Here is a 20,114-nt window from a genome sequence, read left to right as displayed (position 1 = left end):
TACTCTTATTATTTATTAATGTTTGTTGATAAAGTTTGCGATTTTTATATCGATTTGTGTCAGATGAACGACAAAATGCCCATTGGGCAAGCTTTTTCTGATAAAAAACTGATATTGCCGAACAAAAAAATCTCTCTTGGGCGGCATGAGTCCCCAAGAAAATTTAGTAGAGAACACGCATCAAAGGAGCCGAGGAAGCATGTTCACCCACGTCAAGTCCACCATTAGACACATTGCGCCTGATAACCTGCGCGGACGTAATTTAATTAAGGTGGTCTATGTCGTGCTTGAGTCCCAGTACCAGAGCGCACTGTCGCAAGCGGTTCGCACGATTAACGCGAATAATCCCAACCTGGCGATTGAAATCAGTGGGTATTTGATTGAGGAACTGAGAGATCCAGAGAACTACGAAGAGTTCAAGCGGGAGATCGAGGGTGCCAATATTTTCATCGCTTCATTGATTTTCATCGAAGACTTAGCACAGAAAGTAGTTGCAGCAGTAGAACCACACCGCGATCGCTTAGACGTTGCCGTTGTCTTTCCCTCGATGCCAGAAGTTATGCGCCTGAACAAAATGGGCAGCTTTTCTCTGGCACAGTTGGGACAGTCGAAAAGTGCGATCGCCCAATTTATGCGGAAACGCAAGGAAAAATCCGGTGCGGGATTCCAAGATGGGATGCTGAAGTTATTGCGAACCTTGCCGCAAGTACTGAAGTATTTACCAGTAGAAAAAGCACAGGATGCTCGCAATTTTATGTTGAGCTTTCAATATTGGCTAGGAGGTTCCCCAGAAAATCTGGAAAACTTCTTGCTGATGCTAACTGATAAATACGTATTAAAAGCAGTAGAAAAACAGAATTCTGCAACCGTAGAATATGAAGCGCCAGTTGTCTATCCTGATTTGGGGATTTGGCATCCTTTAGCGCCGAGTATGTTTGAGGATGTGAGAGAATACCTCAACTGGTACACAGCCCGTAAGGATATATCCAGCGATTTAAAAGACCCCCTAGCACCCTGTGTAGGTTTGGTATTACAACGCACTCACCTAGTTACCGGTGATGATGCCCATTATGTGGCAATGGTGCAGGAGTTGGAAGCTTTAGGGGCAAAGGTATTGCCAGTATTTGCAGGGGGTCTGGATTTCTCCAAGCCTGTGGATGCTTACTTCTACGAACCAACGACTAAAACCCCGTTAGTAGATGCAGTGATCTCTCTGACAGGTTTTGCGTTGGTGGGTGGCCCGGCCAGACAAGACCATCCCAAGGCAATTGACGCACTTAAACGCCTGAATCGTCCTTACATGGTGGCGTTGCCTTTAGTCTTCCAAACGACTGAAGAGTGGTTAGATAGCGATTTAGGGTTACATCCGATTCAGGTGGCGTTGCAGATTGCCATTCCCGAATTAGATGGGGCAATTGAACCGATTATATTATCGGGTAGAGATGGGGCAACAGGAAAAGCGATCGCCCTCCAAGACCGTATCGCCGCAGTTGCCCAACGCGCTTTAAAATGGGCTAACCTGCGCCGCAAACCCAAACTCAACAAAAAAGTCGCTATCACCGTTTTCAGTTTCCCACCGGATAAAGGGAACGTGGGGACTGCTGCTTACTTGGATGTATTTGGTTCCATCTACGAAGTAATGCAGGCGTTGAGAAACAACGGCTACGACGTGCAAGACTTGCCAGAAAACGCCAAAGAGTTGATGGAACAAGTCATCCACGACGCACAAGCACAGTACGCCAGCCCAGAACTCAACATTGCTTATAAGATGTCAGTCCCAGAATATGAGGAACTAACACCTTATTCCCAACGCCTAGAAGAAAACTGGGGGCCACCACCAGGAAACCTCAACAGCGACGGACAAAACCTGTTGATTTACGGTAAGCAATTCGGTAACGTCTTCATTGGTGTACAGCCCACCTTTGGTTATGAAGGCGACCCGATGCGGTTGTTGTTCTCCCGTTCTGCTAGTCCTCACCACGGCTTTGCTGCTTACTACACTTACCTAGAAAGAATTTGGGGTGCTGATGCTGTACTACACTTCGGTACACACGGTTCCTTGGAATTCATGCCAGGTAAGCAAATGGGGATGTCTGGTGAATGTTACCCAGATAACTTAATTGGCACAATACCCAACCTGTACTATTACGCAGCTAACAACCCCAGCGAAGCGACAATTGCGAAACGCCGCAGTTATGCCGAAACAATTTCTTACCTGACACCACCTGCGGAAAACGCTGGTTTGTACAAAGGTTTGAAAGAACTCAGTGAGTTAATTGCTTCTTACCAAACCTTAAAAGATAGCGGTCGCGGTATCCCCATCGTCAACACGATCATGGATAAATGCCGCATCGTCAACCTAGATAAAGATATTGACTTGCCCGAAACCGATGCCAAAGATATGACCCCGGAAGAACGGGATAATATAGTTGGTAGCGTTTACCGCAAGCTGATGGAAATCGAATCCCGGTTGTTACCTTGTGGTTTGCACGTCATTGGTAAACCCCCAACGGCTGAAGAGGCGATCGCCACCCTCGTAAATATCGCCAGCTTAGACCGTCAAGAAGAAGAAGTTCTCAGCTTACCCCGCATCATCGCTAACAGCATTGGGCGCAACATTGACGAAATTTACCAAAATAGCGATCGAGGTATCCTAGAAGATGTCCAACTCCTACAAGACATCACCCTAGCCACCCGCGCCGCCGTCCGCGCCTTAGTAGAAGAACAAACCAACGCCGAAGGAAGGGTTTCCCTCGTTTCCAAGTTGAATTTCTTCAACATGGGTAAAAAAGAACCTTGGGTAGAATCCCTACATCAATCAGGTTATCCCAAAGTTGACACCTCAGCCTTAAAACCCCTGTTCGAGTATTTAGAATTCTGCTTACAACAAGTTTGTGCAGACAACGAACTCGGCGCATTACTCAAAGGCTTAGAAGGCGAATACATCTTACCCGGCCCCGGTGGCGACCCCATCCGCAACCCCGATGTATTACCCACAGGTAAAAATATCCACGCCCTAGACCCCCAATCAATCCCCACAGCCGCCGCCGTCCAATCAGCCAAAATCGTTGTAGATAGGCTATTGGCACGGAACAAAGCTGACAACAATGGTAATTGGCCAGAAACCATCGCCTGCGTCCTCTGGGGAACCGATAACATCAAAACCTACGGCGAATCCCTAGCCCAAATTATGTGGATGGTTGGTGTACGTCCGGTTCCCGATGCTTTGGGACGGGTGAACAAGTTGGAGTTAATACCCTTAGAAGAGTTGGGACGACCCAGAATCGACGTAGTCATCAACTGTTCTGGTGTATTCCGCGACTTGTTCATTAACCAGATGAACCTGTTAGACCAAGGGGTGAAGATGGCGGCGGAAGCAGATGAACCATTAGAAATGAACTTCGTCCGCAAACACGCACTGCAACAAGCCGAGGAAATGGGTATTAACCTCAGACAAGCAGCCACCCGCGTGTTCTCCAATGCTTCCGGTTCCTACTCCTCAAACATCAACTTGGCAGTAGAAAACAGCACATGGGACAGCGAAGCCGAATTACAGGAAATGTACCTCAAGCGCAAATCCTTCTCCTTCAATTCCGATAACCCCGGAATGATGGACGAATCCCGGCAGCTTTTTGAAAGCACCTTAAAAACTGCTGATGCAACTTTCCAAAACCTGGATTCCTCCGAGATTAGCTTGACCGACGTTTCCCACTACTTCGACTCAGACCCCACCAAGTTGGTAGCAAGTCTGCGTGGTGATGGTAAAAAACCGTCATCCTACATTGCAGACACCACCACAGCTAACGCCCAAGTCCGCACATTATCCGAAACCGTCCGCCTAGATGCCCGTACCAAATTGTTAAATCCCAAGTGGTACGAAGGTATGCTATCTCACGGTTACGAAGGTGTACGGGAACTTTCCAAGCGGTTGGTGAATACCACAGGTTGGAGTGCAACAGCCGGTGCAGTGGACAACTGGATTTACGAGGACACCAACGAAACCTTCATTAAAGATGAAGAAATGCAGAAACGGTTGATGAACCTCAACCCCCATTCCTTCCGCAAGATTGTCTCAACTTTGCTGGAAGTGAATGGTCGCGGTTATTGGGAAACCAGCGAGGAGAATTTAGACCGCCTCCGCGAGTTGTACCAAGAAGTTGAAGACCGAATCGAAGGGATTGAGTAATCCTCTCTAAATAAATGTAGAGACGTTCTATAGAATATCTCTACATAAACAATACAGCTTTGTATAATATTTAATGTAGAGACGTTGCATGCAACGTCTCTACATTTTTGGGTCATTTGTTAGATATCACATCATCCACGTTGTGATTAATGGCAATTTTTTTAAATATATAAATAGAATAATGACCTTATTTAAAAATAAATATAGGGTTGAATCAACCAGATTACCTAATCATGACTATTCACAGAACGGTTGGTATTTCGTAACAATATGCACTTATGAACGTCAATGGTTATTTGGCGATGTAGTAAATAGTCAGGTTAATTTATCCGAGATTGGGAAAATAGCAGCCAAATTTTGGGATGAAATTCCTCAACATTCTCAGAATACATATATAGATGCGTATGTGATTATGCCCAATCATGTACACGGAATTATTGTAATTGATAACCCTGAATGCAGAGACGTTGTACGTAGAGACTTTGCATGCAACGTCTCTACATCGGGTGATGATTTTGATGACACAGATGTTTATAGAAATTTGTCGAAAATTTCCCCAAAAGCAGGTTCATTGAGTGCAGTTATCAGGTCATATAAATCTGCTGTTACCCGTTGGTGTAATATGAATGGTTATCCTAATTTTGCTTGGCAACAGCGATTTTTTGACCATATCATTCGCGCTGATGGCTCTTTGGATAAAATTAGAGAATATATTATTAGTAACCCTCGAAAATGGGAGTATGACCAGAACAATTCAGCAGGGTTATGGATGTGATAACAGATTGTGTAGGCAGGTGTTTAATGTAGATAATTTATGTAAAGACGTTGCATACAAAGTCTCTCCAGATTTTGATGTGGAGCAAGAGATGATTTTCCAATGGATAAATTAACTCATTATCGGCAGCTTGTACAAAATATATTAAATCATTATAGTGAGCAAAAACCATATCACGGAAGTATAGAAGTTGAGACAATCTTCGATAAAGAACGCGACCATTATCAAATAGTTAATGTAGGCTGGGAATGTCAAAATTGGGTAAATAGTTGTATCATCCACATTGACATTAAAGGTGGAAAAATTTAGCTATTATTCAATACCTAGAAATAAACCGATTCTTGTGCTTCTCTAAAGATTGTATACTATATATATTTTTCTAAATCAGCCAATGCCAATTTAACTTTAACTGCTAATGTCTGAACATCAGTGTTAAAATTATCCATTAAATTTTTCTTTTGACTAAAATTAGATATCAAAAATGACTTTTCAAATTCATTTAGTTGGTTTTCTATATCTGTATTAATTTCAAATTCATTTGATATATTTTCGAGCCTTTGTGTACATAATATAACTGTATTTAGTACATTTTTATCTTGAATTCTTTCAGAAATTGATGGATAAAGTCGTCGAACAATATAATTTTTTACTAAATACTTAATTTTTTCTCGGTTCTGCCGAATTTCTGCATCATATATAATATAATTTTCAAAGCAATTACTAGCTATTTTCAAACATAGTTTAGCTCCATTTGACATTGAATCGGATAACTTAACAAAATCATTGGTTACATTAATATGATGCCATTCATGAGCCATTAATAAAGCATCATAGTTACTATTATTTCTCAATTTTTTTGCATTTGATAAAATTTCATTCATGGAGTTAAATAAAAATTCTGAATTGGGTAAGTTTAATAAATCTTTATAGTAATCAGAAATTGTTGTTGTTAATGCAACTTGATGACTATTAAATTTCAGAGCATTCAATTTCAATGGATCTCTTGTATTGGCAGAATTTCGTGCAAACAATTGGCTAATATTATGATCTTGTGGGTAATTACCTAGAGCCAGAAATATAATTAATCTAGCACTGTGAAATATTGAGTAATAACTAGCTGTAGTAGACCAGTTTAATTTCCCACTATTTTTTAAATCAATCCCTACTGCAAAATCTGATGCTGCTGAAATCAAAAGGCACAATGCTACGTATAGCTTCTGTGATTGTCTTTCATCAGTTTCATTCCAAAAGATATTTGAGTGCAAGTTCCTGAATGCTATCACTGTAAAGTCCAATATAATCTAAGTGTGCATTAGTATATCGTTCCCGAAAAATTATAAAAAATATCACAAATTATACTTCGCTATGAAATTAGGCTCTCTAAACTAGCTATAACAAATTAATACTTGATATGAGGTTAAATCCTTACATAGTCTAGAATTCAAGAATAATAAAGTTAATTTTTATTAAATTTTTAATTTTGTTGTAGACAAACCTTGTTGTATCAATCGTTTGAGCCATTTTTTAGTGTTAATTTATCAACCCAAGTCTGGGAGAGCCTGAAATTAATATCTACTGGAGTGAAGAAGATTAAGCATTTATAGCTGAAGTACCAGAATTACCTGGATGTGGATCTGATGGTGAAACTTGTCAAGAATCACTACAAAATGTAGAAGTTATTATGCAGGAATGGATTGAAACTGCTCAAGAATTATGTCGTTCAATTTCTGAACCAATACAGCGTTTGATGTCTGCTTAATTAATGAAAAATAAACTGCCATCATAGTTTTTATACAGGCGATCACATTTAGGAAGGTTGAGTGCGTTAGCGCAGCTTACCGTAGGTATCGCTCATCTTGAAAAACAGGCGATCGCGTTTGGGACTATAGACAGGTGCGATCGCTCGATGCTAATGGCATGATATAGGAAGTAAGCAATGAGCCAAGACAATGCAAAACCAGCTTAAACAAATAGTTGTATCCGATCCAAAAGTGATGATGGGAAAACCTGTAATTGCAGGTACACGCATCACCGTTGAGTTAATTTTAGAAAAATTAGCTGCTGGTGAAACCCCAGAACAAATTTTAGAATCACACCCGCGACTCACACGCGAAGCAATTCAAGCAGCTTTGGCATTTGCGGCTGAGGCTTTACGATATGATGTTATTTATCCCATTGTTGAGAACGCTTCTTGAAATTTCTAGCAGACGAAAATTTAGATTGGCAGATTGTTGAGCGTTTGCGCCAAGATAACCATTTAGTGTGGTACGTTGCTGAAATGGAGCGAGGAATTTCAGATGACGTAGTGCTAGATTTAGCTAACCAAGAAGAAGCAATATTATTAACATCTGACAAAGATTTTGGTGAGTTAGTGTTTCGCCTACAACGTATTGCTTCAGGTGTTATATTATTGCGATTAGCAGGTTTATTGACAACCCGGAAAGCAGAGATTGTTGGCAATACAATTAATCAACATAATTCTGAGTTAATGGGTGCTTTCACTGTTATTACACCAACAACAATTCGTATTCGCAAACTTGATAATTGAATACTGAAAATAAAGTATATTTTTCTGTTTTTAAAACAAGCTTTAGCCTACCCCTACGGGGAAGCAAGCTACGCGCAGCGTCTCGTAGAGAAGCTTACCGAAGGTATCGCAGTTTGGGAATGTGGGGAGGTGCGTGGACTATGCCCCGCCGTCGGCGATCGCTCATTACCCAGGAGCTAAAGGAATATAAAATAGTATGTAAGGTAGTTAAAGTTGCTGCTTTAATATTCAATCTGGAATATCACTATGAATGCTTTCACAGTCAATCTTAAACCAGTATTGGAACTCACAGATGAGCAATTTTTTAATCTATGTCAAGCAAATAGGGACTTGAAATTTGAACGCAGCGCAACTGGAGAATTAATTATTATGCCACCTACGGGGGGAGAAACAGGGAATAAAAATGCAAGAATTACTCAACAATTAATGAATTGGACTGATGCTGATGGTACTGGCATCGCTTTTGATTCTTCAACTTGCTTTAAGTTGCCTAATGGTGCAGACCGTTCTCCTGATGCTGCTTGGATAAAGTCAGAAAGATGGAATACTTTAACAGACGAACAAAAGGAAAAGTTCCCTCCTATTTGTCCTGATTTTGTCATTGAGTTACTTTCACCCAGTGATAGTTTGAAGACTGTACAAGAAAAGATGAGGGAATATTTAGATAATGGTGTAAGTTTAGGTTTGTTAATTAATCGTAAATATCGTCAAGTTGAAATTTATCGACAAGGAAAAGAGGTTGAGGCTTTGGAATCTCCTGCGACTGTATCAGGCGAAGATATTTTAAAGGGTTTTGTATTGGAATTAGAAAGGATTTGGTAATTTATTTGGTCAGGTGTTAGTGCAGTTTTACCAAAGGTATCGCCTGCCGTGCAATCATGAGAGGAGCGTTAGCGCAGCTTACTATATAAAGCTGCATAGAATAGTTGAACGCAGATGCACGCAGATATTGACGTTCGCGCTAGCGTCTCGTAGAGAAGTCTTCCCACAGGGTACGCGGATAAATCAATGGATTTTATATTATGTGCAACCTCATATAAGATTGGTATAAGAAGTTAAAAAATTCTAAATTCGCAACCCCATAATTACTAAATCGCATTCCACACCATCCAAGTCTGCAACTTGTGGTAAATATCCCCATTTTTGAAAGCCGAAGGTTTGAAACAGGTGTAAACTTGGTTGATTGTGAGCGAAAATAAACCCTAATAGGGTTTTTAAACCTAAATTGGGACTTTCCGCAATTGCTTTGGCTAACAATTGCTTACCTAAACCGCACCGATGAAAAGCTGGGGCGATATAAATACTAAGTTCAGCTGTTGCAGCGTAGGCTGGCCGTCCGTAAAATGATTGGAAACTCAGCCACCCAGCAATTACTCCCTCTTGTTCGATTACCCATAGAGGACGAAAGTTAGGCGATCGCCCTTGGAACCAAGCAAGACGACTTTCTACTGAAACTGGTTCTAAATCAGCAGTTGCCATGCGGCTAGGAACAGCAGCATTATAAATGCCTATAATTGTAGGCAAATCAGTTGTAGTCGCATGACGGATGGTCATCACTACCAAATGGAAGATAATTTTTAGAAAATACTTACAAATAATACATCTTTAATAGTAATAATTCTATGGGATTATTACTTTATTTTTATAACGTCAGTAGGTCGGGTATTGTCTACAAAAATAATCATCCTGTAAGCGATTTCTAGCTTACTGATGCTGAGATTTTGTCAATAATCAAATCGGATTTCCGTAAAGATTTCTCAGCAATTGTCAGAGATTGCTTACAATATATTCATTTCTATTTAACTCTTAGAAATCAGGGATGATATTTTTTGAGAGCCAATGCTTTCAACTGTTGATTGTAAAACGACCTCATGAACTTGGTTAATCTTCTTGCAACTATCTGAAAAATTATCTTTAATAGCTCCTCTCTCTCTAGTTCTATTCTATTAAGACTATTTTGTCTAAAAATCAGAGTATTGAGACATCTATATTCCGGCTAGAGATAGAGTTCCACTTTATTAAGTCTCATTAACATGAAGATAGTAGCTAATGTTTAATTTTAATCAGTATGGTTGATAATTTATCTAAAGAAACCCATCATATAGAAGATAAACAAGAGACTAGTAATTCTATTGAATTAGAACTTTATCAATTTATAAATAAACTGAAAACAGGAGTTTGGCTACTAGGGATTCCATCTTGGCTATTTGGACTAACAGATAGAAGTATGTCTGCCTTTGCCGATGGCTATATTTCCACAAGAGAAGTTTTTCAGCTTTTGACAACTTCATTTTTCTTCATAAGTTGGTTGTATTTAAGGCCAGAAAATGGTTCCGATGAAGAGGTGAGCTTATTATGTCAAAATCCAGCAAGTCGATTTGCATTGAAAAAACGACACATGATTAGCCAGGAGTATATTCTCCCCTTTCCTTATCTTTGCCAAATTTATCATTTATTAAATCTTAAACATTTAGAGACTATTCACAAATTCAGTTTAAATAATTTAAGAATATTGAGTGTTAGCGACTTTCAACAAACAAATTTTGGAGGAATCATCAAATTCAATACACTCTTAGATTCGCCTATCAATGCTTTGAGAATTTGGAGACAACCGATAGTAGAAGTAGATTTAATTTTACATACTCCTTATACAATTGAACTGAGTATTCCAGTTTACGATGGCAAAAGAATAACGGTGATATTTTATGCTTTCCCTCTGACTGAGCGAGAACACCAGTTATTCATAGAAATCTATAGTGACCTAGATTGGCCAAAACCGTTGTTACAAATATTATTACATTTCGCGTCTTGTTTAACTCTCTTTGAAGACTTACCTTATCTGCGTAATTTGGCTGAAGTCAATATAGAACGTTTATTTAAATTAAGCAGATTTTCTAAACAAGCAAATATGCTGCTGTTTAAGAGATTTGTGGAATTATATGGCTCAAGTGGAGACAGAATTAAACTGCTGGAGGGAAGTAATGGAAATTAGGAACACTTGGAGCAAATTAACTAATAACTATTGACGGCGATGGGCTGTGTCCCTCCGTAGGCGATCGCTACTTCCTTGAGGATAGTCATTGGGCCATGTTGCTTGAGGATTTGCATTTCCGACTCGTTTTTCACTAGCAAAGCACCGGCGAACCCTAAGGAATTTACAGAAATGGATTGGAAATGTTCTTGCGATCGCGGTACGATTAACATCCATTCTCTAGTTGCTAGTAAATTATAAGCACCCGATTGTCTATCATCATCAACCGCCCCTAAACCCACAGCACGCAGTAATTTATGGTAGATTTCTAAAGTTACTTCCGCCCCCATCAACGGAGAATCTACCCAAGCAGGCTGTAAACTAGCGAAAGCATGGACGAACGGTAGCCCTGGTATAGTTGCAATCGATTCCTCAAATTTTGCCGATGCTAATAGTGGCGCAATGGGTATCTGCGGTGCTGATGCTGTAAATGGTAACGGTACTAGTTGCAAGTGTTTATGTCGCTGGCTAGCACCTGCAAGTTTCCCTCCGTTGTAGAATGCTAAACCATCAATTCCCGCTAAACACGCCCACATTGCAGTAAAATCCGCGAAGGTTAGCAACTTTTCCTGCTCTTCAAAATCACGGGTGATAATCAATAAGTGATAGTCAACAACATTAAATTTATTAAATATACATACATGAGTGTCGGAAATATCCGCTACAAATAAATCCTGTTCGTAAGGAAGAAAGGGGTTAAACTCTTTACCAGCAGATTTCTTCTCTCGTTTTTTCTTGTCTGCATTTTTACGGTTAAGGTTAGATAAAATTCGTACTAAAAAATCAACCCCATCCTGCTCAAAAAATTCAAATTCTGTAGGTATCGATAGCAACGCGCCACAATTTAAAGCATATTCCGTTTGTTTTTTTACCTGTTCCCACAATGTGTCTGGTTTTAATAAGATTTTTCCTTCAGTCCTAGTCACGTTGCTTTACTCCGCATTCAATTTATTGCTTTCACCGAGGAATTAAACACAAAACTTAAAAACTCCCCTCATAAACTGAGCGGAGTTTTGTAAATTTTATTTGCCTAAATTGTTAATGTTTTAATCTGAAAACCTTCAAAACACGCTCATGATTGTGATGATACTAGCGCTGGTGAGAGCGATTAAACCACCCATCATTACATACTCACGTAATGGAGTTGGTAATTTGGTATTCTTCATTTTTGTAGAATCCCTTAATATAGCTGTTGTACTTAAAGATATCAGTTTCCGTATAAATATCTATAAAGGCAAGTCAAAACTTAAAATAGCGTAACCCTTCTTAGTAAATGTGAGAGTAATTACTTAACAGTTCATCATGCAATAATTTTAGTTAGAGAAGCTAAATGATTAGTAAATAATATTATTAATTTTTTATTAATAAAGTTTGAGTATATAAAAGTGCAGCAGTACACTGTTCTGCGAACATATACCTTTAAGGTAGTAATTTCCGTACAATATAATTACTTATATTCCCTCATATCCGAGCGAGTTGTGTGCCTTTTTGGTCTAAAATTAAGTTTAATCAAGGTAACAACATTTAACGGAAACTCTCATGACAGCTTCTACGGCATTTAAAACCCAAACAAACGAATTTAATTTAGATGAATTAAATCAACAGTTTGAAACTGCCACTCCTAAAGAAATTCTGGCATGGTCTATAGAGCATATCCCCACAGGGTTGGTACAAACTAGCGCCTTTAATGTGGATGACTTAGTAATTACCCATATCCTTTATAGTGAACTCAAGCAACCAGTACCTGTAATCTTTCTCGATACTCTGTTCCACTTTCAACAAACTTTAGAACTCGTTGCGAAAGCGAAAGAAATATATAATCTAGATTTACAAACCTACAAAACTCCAGATGTAGACACCCGCGAAGCTTTTACTGCTAAATATGGTGAGGCGCTTTGGGATAAAGATATTACACAATTTCACCAAGTTACCAAAATTGAACCTCTACAACGGGGTTTAGATGAACTCAACACAGTTGCGTGGATTACTGGCCGTCGCCGTGATCAAGCAGTTACCCGCGCTAATATGCCTGTATTTGAATTAGATGGCAAAGGTCGTTTGAAAGTAAATCCCCTAGCTACTTGGACACGTCAAGATAGTTGGGCTTACGTAGCCGAACATGGTGTGATTTACAACCCACTCCACGACCAAGGTTATCCCAGTATTGGCGATGAACCCATCACCACCAAAGTAGGCGAAGGCGAAGATGAACGCGCCGGACGCTGGAGAGGAAGCAATAAAACTGAATGTGGGATTCACATTTAACAGGAAGTAGAAAGCAAGAATTTAGTGAGTGGGAAATAATGCTATTTCCCACTCACTTTCGTTATATTCTAACTATGCGATTGAAGCGGTTATATCAACACTCACACACAGGAAAGAGAAAAGTTAGTTTATTAACTAATGGGCTTAAAAAGTAATTCTAAAGCAGCTAATTCTGCTTCTGTTTCTGCGTCAATCTCTGGCATGGGTCGCTGCATAATTGAATACAGCGATCGCTTTTGTACTTTTGTAGATTGCAAACCAAGTTCCTTCAATTCCTCCCCAATCTTTAATCTCATATTCCTTCGGTCAGACCTAGTTACATCAGGGCTTTGGATAATAGCTATTTCAATAGCGGGTAAGTGAAATTGTTTCACCTTCTCATATTCCCCTAATAAGACAGCATCTTGGGCTTTAGCAACTAGCTCTTTTATGGTTGTTAATGACTCCCAATCTTGCTGTTTGCGCTTTTCTATGCGAAATAACATATAGCTGAAACCCTTAAAAGGTTTACTGTCACGGATAAATATTTTAGTAGTTCCAGGAGAGCCAAGCCGGAGATTATCATTAACAACGCAGAGATTTTCTATGTTAATCTCTCGTTCCTCCGCTAAAATTACGGCAAAATACCCCTCCCTGAGAAAATTACTACTACCACCGTCAGCATCAGAAAAAGTTTGTTGATAGCCTAACTCTAATCGACGTTCTCCAATGTCCAGTAAATCTTCAATTCCGCGATATACAGGTTCTGCTAAATTCAAAACACTTGAGAGTTCTGGTACAGGGAGCAATTTGGCAAATCTTCCCATCGTCTCGATAAATTTGCCGATAGAATCACTAGAAGCAATGCTGAACAGACCAGCTTGAAACTCTACTAAACCTTGATTAAATGGGAACAGAGGAGTAAGAGGATATCTGTCTTGAATCACTTTATCTAAATTGTTGCTTCCCAAATCTTTTAGTTGACCAGGCGCAGCTAAATAAGGAATTGTTACTGGCTTAGAGTCGTAATGGAAACGGATAGCAGCATGAACAACTGGATAACGCTGTTTGAACCAGTCTACATCTTTAGCTAAATTCATATCCTCTAGCCAGATGCGACAATAAGCTTCACCTGCACGAATAGGTGTATCATCGTAGTCTTGATCAACTCGATGTTGTGGTAGGAAAAGAGTTGTATATTTTTTAGCCTCGCGGCTAAAAGATTCAGATAAATTCTGGAAAATATTCATGAAAATATGACTCTATTAAATCAATTTAAATATGATGAGATTTGATTCCAGATAGCACGGATAGGAATACCACCTGTTGACCCTGGTTCAAAATTACGGCCAATACCTACATTTCCTTGATGAATTGCTATCAGTTCCCACTGGCGATTAAAAATAGGTGCGCCAGAGGAACCATTATCAGTTTTTAGATTATGGTCAATATAATCTTCTCCTACCTGCACAATCTCACCTATGTCAGAGATTATTAAAGGATTTCCCTGTGGATGATGAATAATGCGGATTCCTTGACCACTATCTAATATTTGCTCACTATTAACAGCTATTTGTTGTTGAGGATTTTCTTTTAATTTGATTAAAGCATAGTCATGGCGACTACTAAAGCTAACAAAATTCATGTCTAATTCATATAAATCTTTATCTAACTGACGACTATCAGCATTATAGTTAAAACGTACCCAAGCTTGTCTAACTTGAGTTTTACTGAAAATATGATTACAGGTCAAGATTAAATTCTTAGCTATCATTACTCCTGTACCGATACCCATCCCTTTTGGTGATTCAATTCTGCAAACACTACTACGTGTTTTTATAGCTTTTAAATTTTCCCTACCTCTTTCAATTAATTGAGTGAATAATTCTACATCTTGATCTTCTAACTCACAACTATCTTTACGGTTAATTAGATATTCTAACAAACTTGTCATCGGGTGAGAATTTAATCTATGATTGGAAATTTTATAATGTTTAAATTTATCTACTAATATATGAGTAAATTCTACAGGATTACCATTAAAACTAATATTTCTAGTGAATGAATCTTCAATCCCAGATATACTCAAAAGACTTCTTCTGTTGGTACTATTATCAAATTTTATAGCAAATAATTTTTCTAAACTTTCTACTAAATATACAATGTTTTCTTGCTCTAAGAATATTTCTGGATTCATGGTGTTATCATGTGTCCATTTCAAATTTAGATTGTGATAAAAAGAATTGTTAACAGTTTGATTTGATTCAATAGATAAAGAATTAGATATCTGCTCTAATGCCTTTGGTTGATAGTAGCCTTCTAACTTAGACTCAGGTTCTTGTAATGTACTATTAACTTTTGTACTAGGTATAGCGGGATTGCTAGGTTTAACAGATATCTGTTGATGAAAACGACGCTGTAAATCTTGAATAAACTCTTCAGTAGAAATTGAGTTGTCTTGATATTTATTTAAGGCTCTCTCAATTGGTTTGATAATTTTTTCATAGAGGTCATCAATATATCTTTCTCTTACATCATATGATTTATCTAAATTGAATGACCAGTGATTATACCATTGCCAAAGTGACCTAAATTTATTGGGATGTGTAACAGGTATACCTATTTTCTGAAGGATACTTATTTGTAATGTCAACTCTCGGTAGAGTTGGCGATAATCCTCATCCTCAGCCTTAATTAAATCATCAGTGCGTCCCTGAATAGCAACCGAAATCATAATTCCCTTCAACTTCTTAATCTTTACTATCAGGTGTTTAAATTGTGAGATTTGCCACTCATCAACTAACTGTTTTTGAGATTTACCGATAATATTGTACTGAAACAAAATATTATCAATTTGCTGGAAAGTAGTATTATATAGGTCGTGAATATATGCTCCTTTTGAGGCAAGTCCCCTTTCTAAAGTTGACCAGCGATCGCGCCAATCTAAAAGAGACTTACAAGGATTATGATTTTCGATTAATACCCCTTCTTCTGCAAGAAACTCCAATATGTCTGTAATATCTTTGTAGAGTTTTGTGTATGGTTTTTCTTTCTCTCTAATGGGATTACGATATGAATCAGTTGATACCGCAATCATAATTGATTGCAACTGTTGAATTTTAGTTAAAAGTTCTTCTATTTTGGCTATTATCATAGGCAATCCAAGCCTTCTTCAAATTACTAATTATGTTTATTTCTGGTTGCGGAGATTTTCTATATGCGCTATGAGGCGATTAATTTGTTCTTCCCTGTTGCGATCCCACTCACGAGACCAAATTCTGTAAATGCGCCAGCCTAATTTTTCTAGGATTTCTTGGCGGAGGCGATCGCGATCGCGTGCTGTAGGATATTTACTATAGGTTTCGCCATCACACACAATCCCCAGAAGAGACTCTTCCTTTTCTGGTTTGGAATTATCCATCACCACTAAGTCGATTGGATAAGCTGAACGACCAACCCGTTTCTTAACTTGATATCCCCTATATGTTAAAACTTGATATATATATTCTTCAAAAGGTAAGTCTAAGTCCGAAAGGTCATCACCTTTTTTAGCTAGTTTTTGACCGCCACTGTCAACGTATGCAAAATAATCCTTAAGTAATGCAGCTTGTTCACCTTTTTCGGCGATAATATCATCACGATGAATCGAAGCGATTAATACGAACTTGCATCTAGCACGAGTTATTGCAACATTTAATCTTCGTTTACCTAAATCTTGTTCTTTTCTACTGAAGTAACCAAAGTTGTGCTTTAACTGACCAGAATTTTTGTTATCAAAACCAAAGCCAAAGCTTAGGAAAATCACATCTCTCTCATCACCTTGAACATCATCAATTGATTTAACAAAGAACTTCTCTGAGTTCTCTTGAAAAAATTCTTCTATCTCAGGATGTTTAATACTGATTTGTTTGAGTTGTTCCTTGATGGCTTTTGCTTGTTGTTTACTTGAGGTAATAATACCCAAAGATTGTTGGGAGTTTTGCTGATAATGCTGCACTGTTAGCTTTGCAACTTCCTCTGCTTCACGGATATTTTCTCCATTAGCATATATTCCCCCTTCAACAAAATGGAAATGTACCCCTCTGCTAGCATCTTTTGCAGGGTTAGGGAAAGAAATAAGTTTTGAGTTGTAAAATTCTTGATTTGAAAAGGCAATGAGACTTTCATCTTGGCTGCGATAATGCCAACTTAAAGTACGAGTGAGCATAATTAATAATTTAGAACACTCATCTAGCAAATTTTCATAAATTTCTTCTTCTTCATCGTCGCTATCATCATCTGCTGCACTTTCAAAGTAAGAAGTTGGTGGTAACTGCTTGTTATCACCTACAACAATTAGCTGTTTTGCTCGCATAATAGACGATACTGCATTTTCAGTACGCACTTGAGAAGCTTCGTCAAAGATAACAACATCAAACTCCACTGCGTCTGCATCTACATATTGACAAACGCCTAAAGGACTCATCAGCCAACATGGTTTAAGAGTAGTAACAATTTGAGCATTCTTCTTGATAAATTGACGAATTTTTTGTTGTCTACTTTTCTTTGTAATTTCCCGTTTTAGATTGCTTACTTGTTCCTGTGCTTCTGGCTGCTTTAACCAATCTTGGCAACGTTGTACATGGAGTTGTCTCAAACGTTTTATTGCAACATCATACTGTTGTTTATCTTCTTTTGAAAATTCATTTATTCTCTGTTCGTGCAAATTCTGGCTAAAATTTCGCAACTCGGATTTATCAGAATGTATGTGTCGCCGCCAATTTACATAAAAGCCTTTCCGTAAAACCGAATACCACTTATCTGGTGAAATGTCGGTGTCTCGTAGTTTAGCTAGAAATTCCTCTGTGCCAATCGCTTCTAATTTATGTACAATTTCTTGACAGTCCAACCACTGTTGGAATAAATCAAGCTCATCATAGGCTTGTCTTCGGAAATCTTTAATCTCATTTAGAGGTTTTCTCTTCAATACATCTAGTGCTGTTAGTCTTTCTTTGGGGAAGTGTTTGTTTAAGAATTTGCAGCCTTCTTGAATTTGGTTTAAAGATACTTCCAAAGACTTGAATAATTCTGATAATTGTTCATGATTTTCTCTTGAAGTAAGCACTGTGGCTACTTTTTCTTTATCTAATGGAAGATTTTTATTGAGGTTTTCCAACCATTCAAGACCTTGCTTAATACTTTGTAAATTTGTCATTTCTTTCTCGAAGGAAGAACCAAAAGCTTCACGTGCTTGGTAGTTGCGGTCTTGTAATTTAATTAAAATATTTTGGCGCTCAATCGCATTTTCAATATCTTTCATTAACTCTTGCTCAGAAATGCGCTTGCGGTCTTGTCGAAGAGCAATTAGACGTTGACGTTCGCGTCTCTTATCATAGAGCCATTTCCAATAAGCTGGTTTAATAAAGCAAAAAATACCAGTAAATCTTTTCGCAAAAATTTCCCTGATTTTTAATAAATCGAAAGTGAAAAAATCTCGCACATACTTAGAATTGAGATCGGAATTAATTGATTGATAATCCCTAATATCTTTTTCTAAGTTTAAATACAACTGTGCCAAATCATCCAAATCTGTTGAAAATGACCAAGTTTCAATGTTTGATGGAGCATTAAGGATATGATTAACTGCTGGTTGTAACTCTTCTAAATCATACAAATTTTCAATTGTTTCGTTGATATTTAGTAGTTGTATCAATGAAGATATAGTATTCTGAGCCAGTTTTATGCCGGAGCTAAGATTGTCAAGATTTACACGCAAAGCTTGATCTATAGCAGACGACCAAGGATAGTTTACGGGACTACTTGACCATAGAGTTTTTTGTCTACCCCGGAATATAGCCTCAAATTGACCAAGTTCTTCTAATAATTTTTTCGCATCGAACAATCTAGTTTCTGACCAATCTTGCAAATTAGAAATATTAAACTCTAGTCGAGGAATGTCTTCTTTTTCCAACCTACGAATTTCGCCATACAAGTTAAAAGCCGACTTCTTGAGTGGATCTTTCTTGTCATGTAAATCTTTTACATGATCGTTGAGAACTTTTCGATAGTCGCGTAAAGGTTTAAATAAGGTTTCCGAATCTTCCTGTTGTGCTTCGTTACTTCCTGAAACATCCTCATAAGTTTGTGCTAGCTGATTGAAGAAATCTTTGGCTTTTTTTGTAACTTCATGATGTAAATTTAGACAGAGATTTTCTAATTTACTTTCTTTTAGTCTTTTAAAAACAACTTCTAAAGCAGTTTGCTTTTCTGCAACTACAAGGATTTTTTTATCTTGACCGATTAACTCAGTAATGATGTTAACAATAGTTTGGCTTTTTCCTGTGCCTGGAGGCCCCTGTACAACACAATTAGAGCCTGCCTTGACAGCTTCAATAACTACTTGCTGGCTGGAGTCCGCATCACGTATCTGATAAATTAATGAAGGGTCTATTTGATCAAGCTCTTTTTCTTGAGGAATAGAGGTATTGTTGACATTCCCAGATGTTCTGCCTAAAGCTAGCTCTTGCAGTATGGGATGATTAGCTATCTTTTCCTGATTTTGTTCCAGGTCTTGAATCATCGCTGCTTTTGCATCTGGAAACAAACTAATGTTTGCTGTGTCTTGTACTTCCCAGTTAGGTTGTTTAGAGATCACACTACGAACTTCACTGAAAAAATCTTCATAGCTCAATTCTTTAACCCTATCACTGTCAGGCAGCGTTATACCATAATCCTGTAACCTGTTGACTAAAGTAAAGTTAACAGCAATATCATCATCTATAGGGTGAAGAGTAAATTCTAATGACTTTCTACCTATTTTTTCTAATCTCACTGGAACAAGCAGAATAGGAGAAACATATTTTTCATGAGTATTTTCGGGATTAAACCATGTTAAGGCATTAATGACTAAAAAAAGACTATTAAAACCCTTCTCTTCAATGGTTGATTTAGCCTCTTTACGAAGTTCATCTAGAAGCTTTAACGGGTCTTCATCAGTCTGCTTAGGTTCCAGTTCACTAATTGGTAATGATTCAGGCTCATCTCCTGTAAAATGACTATATAAAAATGAAGAGTCTCTTAAAAGAGGAACTAATCTTTTTTGATTTTGGCGTAAATCAACTAACGGATTTTTGTTGGATTCGCCAATCAGTTTTTTCTTCCAATAATTGGTTTTGTCTTCGATTTTCTGAGTTTCCTGGTTACTCATTCGCTTGAGATTACAGTATTTTACAAAAAATAGCCTTTGTTTTAATACTTTTATTGTAAGTAATATTTCTGATAATGAATATAATTATTTGTTAAACTTTGCTGATATAAGAGTTGTCATTCGTTTTAACTAAATCTGTATCAA

General features: G+C 38.0%; 16 protein-coding genes. 10 read left to right on the top strand and 6 right to left on the bottom strand.

The features are described 5' to 3' along the window. Nucleotides 1-199: 199 nt before the first annotated feature. The 3 genes from ACM5QX_RS05265 (at nt 200) to ACM5QX_RS05255 (ending at nt 5,270) form a co-directional block, all read left to right on the top strand. Nucleotides 200-4,186 (top strand): magnesium chelatase subunit H, encoded by a 3,987-nt coding sequence (locus ACM5QX_RS05265; RefSeq protein WP_414752686.1) that lies wholly within the window; start codon nt 200-202, stop codon nt 4,184-4,186. A gap of 181 nt (nt 4,187-4,367) precedes the next feature. Then, nucleotides 4,368-4,961 carry a transposase gene (locus tag ACM5QX_RS05260; protein ID WP_414752685.1) on the top strand — a complete coding sequence of 198 codons (594 nt, stop codon included), beginning with the start codon at nt 4,368-4,370 and terminating at the stop codon, nt 4,959-4,961. Nucleotides 4,962-5,063: 102 nt separating this feature from the next. Further along, nucleotides 5,064-5,270: an element excision factor XisI family protein gene (locus ACM5QX_RS05255; RefSeq protein WP_414752684.1), complete on the top strand. Its 207-nt coding sequence runs from the start codon at nt 5,064-5,066 to the stop codon at nt 5,268-5,270. Between the two features lie 56 nt (nt 5,271-5,326). Here ACM5QX_RS05255 and ACM5QX_RS05250 read toward each other — a convergent pair whose 3' ends face one another. Further along, nucleotides 5,327-6,154: a HEPN domain-containing protein gene (locus ACM5QX_RS05250; RefSeq protein WP_414752683.1), complete on the bottom strand. Its 828-nt coding sequence runs from the start codon at nt 6,152-6,154 to the stop codon at nt 5,327-5,329. A 407-nt stretch (nt 6,155-6,561) separates the two neighbouring features. Here ACM5QX_RS05250 and ACM5QX_RS05245 point away from each other — a divergent pair, with 407 nt between their 5' ends. The 5 genes from ACM5QX_RS05245 (at nt 6,562) to ACM5QX_RS05225 (ending at nt 8,331) form a co-directional block, all read left to right on the top strand. Beyond that, nucleotides 6,562-6,720, top strand: a complete 159-nt coding sequence (locus ACM5QX_RS05245) for a type II toxin-antitoxin system HicB family antitoxin (RefSeq protein ID WP_414752788.1) — start codon at nt 6,562-6,564, stop codon at nt 6,718-6,720. 190 nt (nt 6,721-6,910) lie between these two features. Next, nucleotides 6,911-7,156 carry a DUF433 domain-containing protein gene (locus tag ACM5QX_RS05240; protein WP_414752682.1) on the top strand — a complete coding sequence of 82 codons (246 nt, stop codon included), beginning with the start codon at nt 6,911-6,913 and terminating at the stop codon, nt 7,154-7,156. After that, entirely contained in the window at nt 7,153-7,509 is a 357-nt protein-coding gene (locus tag ACM5QX_RS05235) for a DUF5615 family PIN-like protein (protein WP_414752681.1), read from the top strand. The genes ACM5QX_RS05240 and ACM5QX_RS05235 overlap by 4 nt, the downstream gene beginning before the upstream one ends. Next, nucleotides 7,506-7,781 (top strand): hypothetical protein, encoded by a 276-nt coding sequence (locus ACM5QX_RS05230; protein WP_414752680.1) that lies wholly within the window; start codon nt 7,506-7,508, stop codon nt 7,779-7,781. Before ACM5QX_RS05235 ends, ACM5QX_RS05230 begins: the two co-directional genes overlap by 4 nt. Next, nucleotides 7,756-8,331: a Uma2 family endonuclease gene (locus ACM5QX_RS05225; RefSeq protein ID WP_414752679.1), complete on the top strand. Its 576-nt coding sequence runs from the start codon at nt 7,756-7,758 to the stop codon at nt 8,329-8,331. Before ACM5QX_RS05230 ends, ACM5QX_RS05225 begins: the two co-directional genes overlap by 26 nt. A 243-nt stretch (nt 8,332-8,574) precedes the next feature. On the opposite strand, the gene ACM5QX_RS05220 is transcribed toward ACM5QX_RS05225, so the two are convergent. Next, nucleotides 8,575-9,063, bottom strand: coding sequence for an N-acetyltransferase family protein (locus ACM5QX_RS05220; RefSeq protein ID WP_414752678.1), 489 nt, complete (start codon nt 9,061-9,063; stop codon nt 8,575-8,577). A 514-nt stretch (nt 9,064-9,577) separates the two neighbouring features. Here ACM5QX_RS05220 and ACM5QX_RS05215 point away from each other — a divergent pair. Beyond that, nucleotides 9,578-10,501, top strand: coding sequence for a hypothetical protein (locus ACM5QX_RS05215; protein ID WP_414752677.1), 924 nt, complete (start codon nt 9,578-9,580; stop codon nt 10,499-10,501). A 20-nt stretch (nt 10,502-10,521) separates the two neighbouring features. Here the strand turns inward: ACM5QX_RS05215 and ACM5QX_RS05210 are convergent, their stop codons facing one another. Beyond that, complete coding sequence (locus ACM5QX_RS05210; RefSeq protein WP_414752676.1) at nt 10,522-11,466, bottom strand: ATP adenylyltransferase family protein; 945 nt, start codon at nt 11,464-11,466, stop codon at nt 10,522-10,524. A gap of 613 nt (nt 11,467-12,079) precedes the next feature. Between ACM5QX_RS05210 and cysH the strand changes: the two genes are divergently transcribed. Next, nucleotides 12,080-12,805, top strand: coding sequence for a phosphoadenosine phosphosulfate reductase (cysH, locus tag ACM5QX_RS05205; RefSeq protein WP_011320054.1), 726 nt, complete (start codon nt 12,080-12,082; stop codon nt 12,803-12,805). A 131-nt stretch (nt 12,806-12,936) separates the two neighbouring features. Here cysH and ACM5QX_RS05200 read toward each other — a convergent pair whose 3' ends face one another. The 3 genes from ACM5QX_RS05200 to ACM5QX_RS05190 are packed head-to-tail and all read right to left on the bottom strand — an operon-like array spanning nt 12,937 to nt 19,970. Further along, nucleotides 12,937-14,034, bottom strand: a complete 1,098-nt coding sequence (locus ACM5QX_RS05200) for a hypothetical protein (protein WP_414752675.1) — start codon at nt 14,032-14,034, stop codon at nt 12,937-12,939. Between the two features lie 20 nt (nt 14,035-14,054). Beyond that, nucleotides 14,055-15,938 carry a trypsin-like peptidase domain-containing protein gene (locus tag ACM5QX_RS05195; RefSeq protein ID WP_414752674.1) on the bottom strand — a complete coding sequence of 628 codons (1,884 nt, stop codon included), beginning with the start codon at nt 15,936-15,938 and terminating at the stop codon, nt 14,055-14,057. A 36-nt stretch (nt 15,939-15,974) separates the two neighbouring features. Further along, nucleotides 15,975-19,970 (bottom strand): AAA domain-containing protein, encoded by a 3,996-nt coding sequence (locus tag ACM5QX_RS05190; RefSeq protein ID WP_414752673.1) that lies wholly within the window; start codon nt 19,968-19,970, stop codon nt 15,975-15,977. Nucleotides 19,971-20,114: the final 144 nt, after the last annotated feature.

The organism is Anabaena sp. CCY 9910 (genome assembly GCF_963920875.1).
Taxonomy (GTDB): Bacteria; Cyanobacteriota; Cyanobacteriia; order Cyanobacteriales; family Nostocaceae; genus Trichormus; species Trichormus variabilis.
The sequence above is the reverse complement of the archived record's forward strand: the minus strand, read 5'-3'. Positions and strand labels throughout refer to the sequence as shown.

Bases quoted from the DNA above. Each gene is read 5' to 3' on its own strand.
- ACM5QX_RS05265 (WP_414752686.1), top strand. From the start codon at position 200: ATGTTCACCCACGTCAAGTCCACCATTAGACACATTGCGCCTGATAAC.
- ACM5QX_RS05260 (WP_414752685.1), top strand. From the start codon at position 4,368: ATGACCTTATTTAAAAATAAATATAGGGTTGAATCAACCAGATTACCT.
- ACM5QX_RS05255 (WP_414752684.1), top strand. From the start codon at position 5,064: ATGGATAAATTAACTCATTATCGGCAGCTTGTACAAAATATATTAAAT.
- ACM5QX_RS05240 (WP_414752682.1), top strand. From the start codon at position 6,911: ATGCAAAACCAGCTTAAACAAATAGTTGTATCCGATCCAAAAGTGATG.
- ACM5QX_RS05225 (WP_414752679.1), top strand. From the start codon at position 7,756: ATGAATGCTTTCACAGTCAATCTTAAACCAGTATTGGAACTCACAGAT.
- ACM5QX_RS05220 (WP_414752678.1), bottom strand. From the start codon at position 9,063: ATGACCATCCGTCATGCGACTACAACTGATTTGCCTACAATTATAGGC.
- ACM5QX_RS05215 (WP_414752677.1), top strand. From the start codon at position 9,578: ATGGTTGATAATTTATCTAAAGAAACCCATCATATAGAAGATAAACAA.
- cysH (WP_011320054.1), top strand. From the start codon at position 12,080: ATGACAGCTTCTACGGCATTTAAAACCCAAACAAACGAATTTAATTTA.
- ACM5QX_RS05200 (WP_414752675.1), bottom strand. From the start codon at position 14,034: ATGAATATTTTCCAGAATTTATCTGAATCTTTTAGCCGCGAGGCTAAA.
- ACM5QX_RS05195 (WP_414752674.1), bottom strand. From the start codon at position 15,938: ATGATAATAGCCAAAATAGAAGAACTTTTAACTAAAATTCAACAGTTG.
- ACM5QX_RS05190 (WP_414752673.1), bottom strand. From the start codon at position 19,970: ATGAGTAACCAGGAAACTCAGAAAATCGAAGACAAAACCAATTATTGG.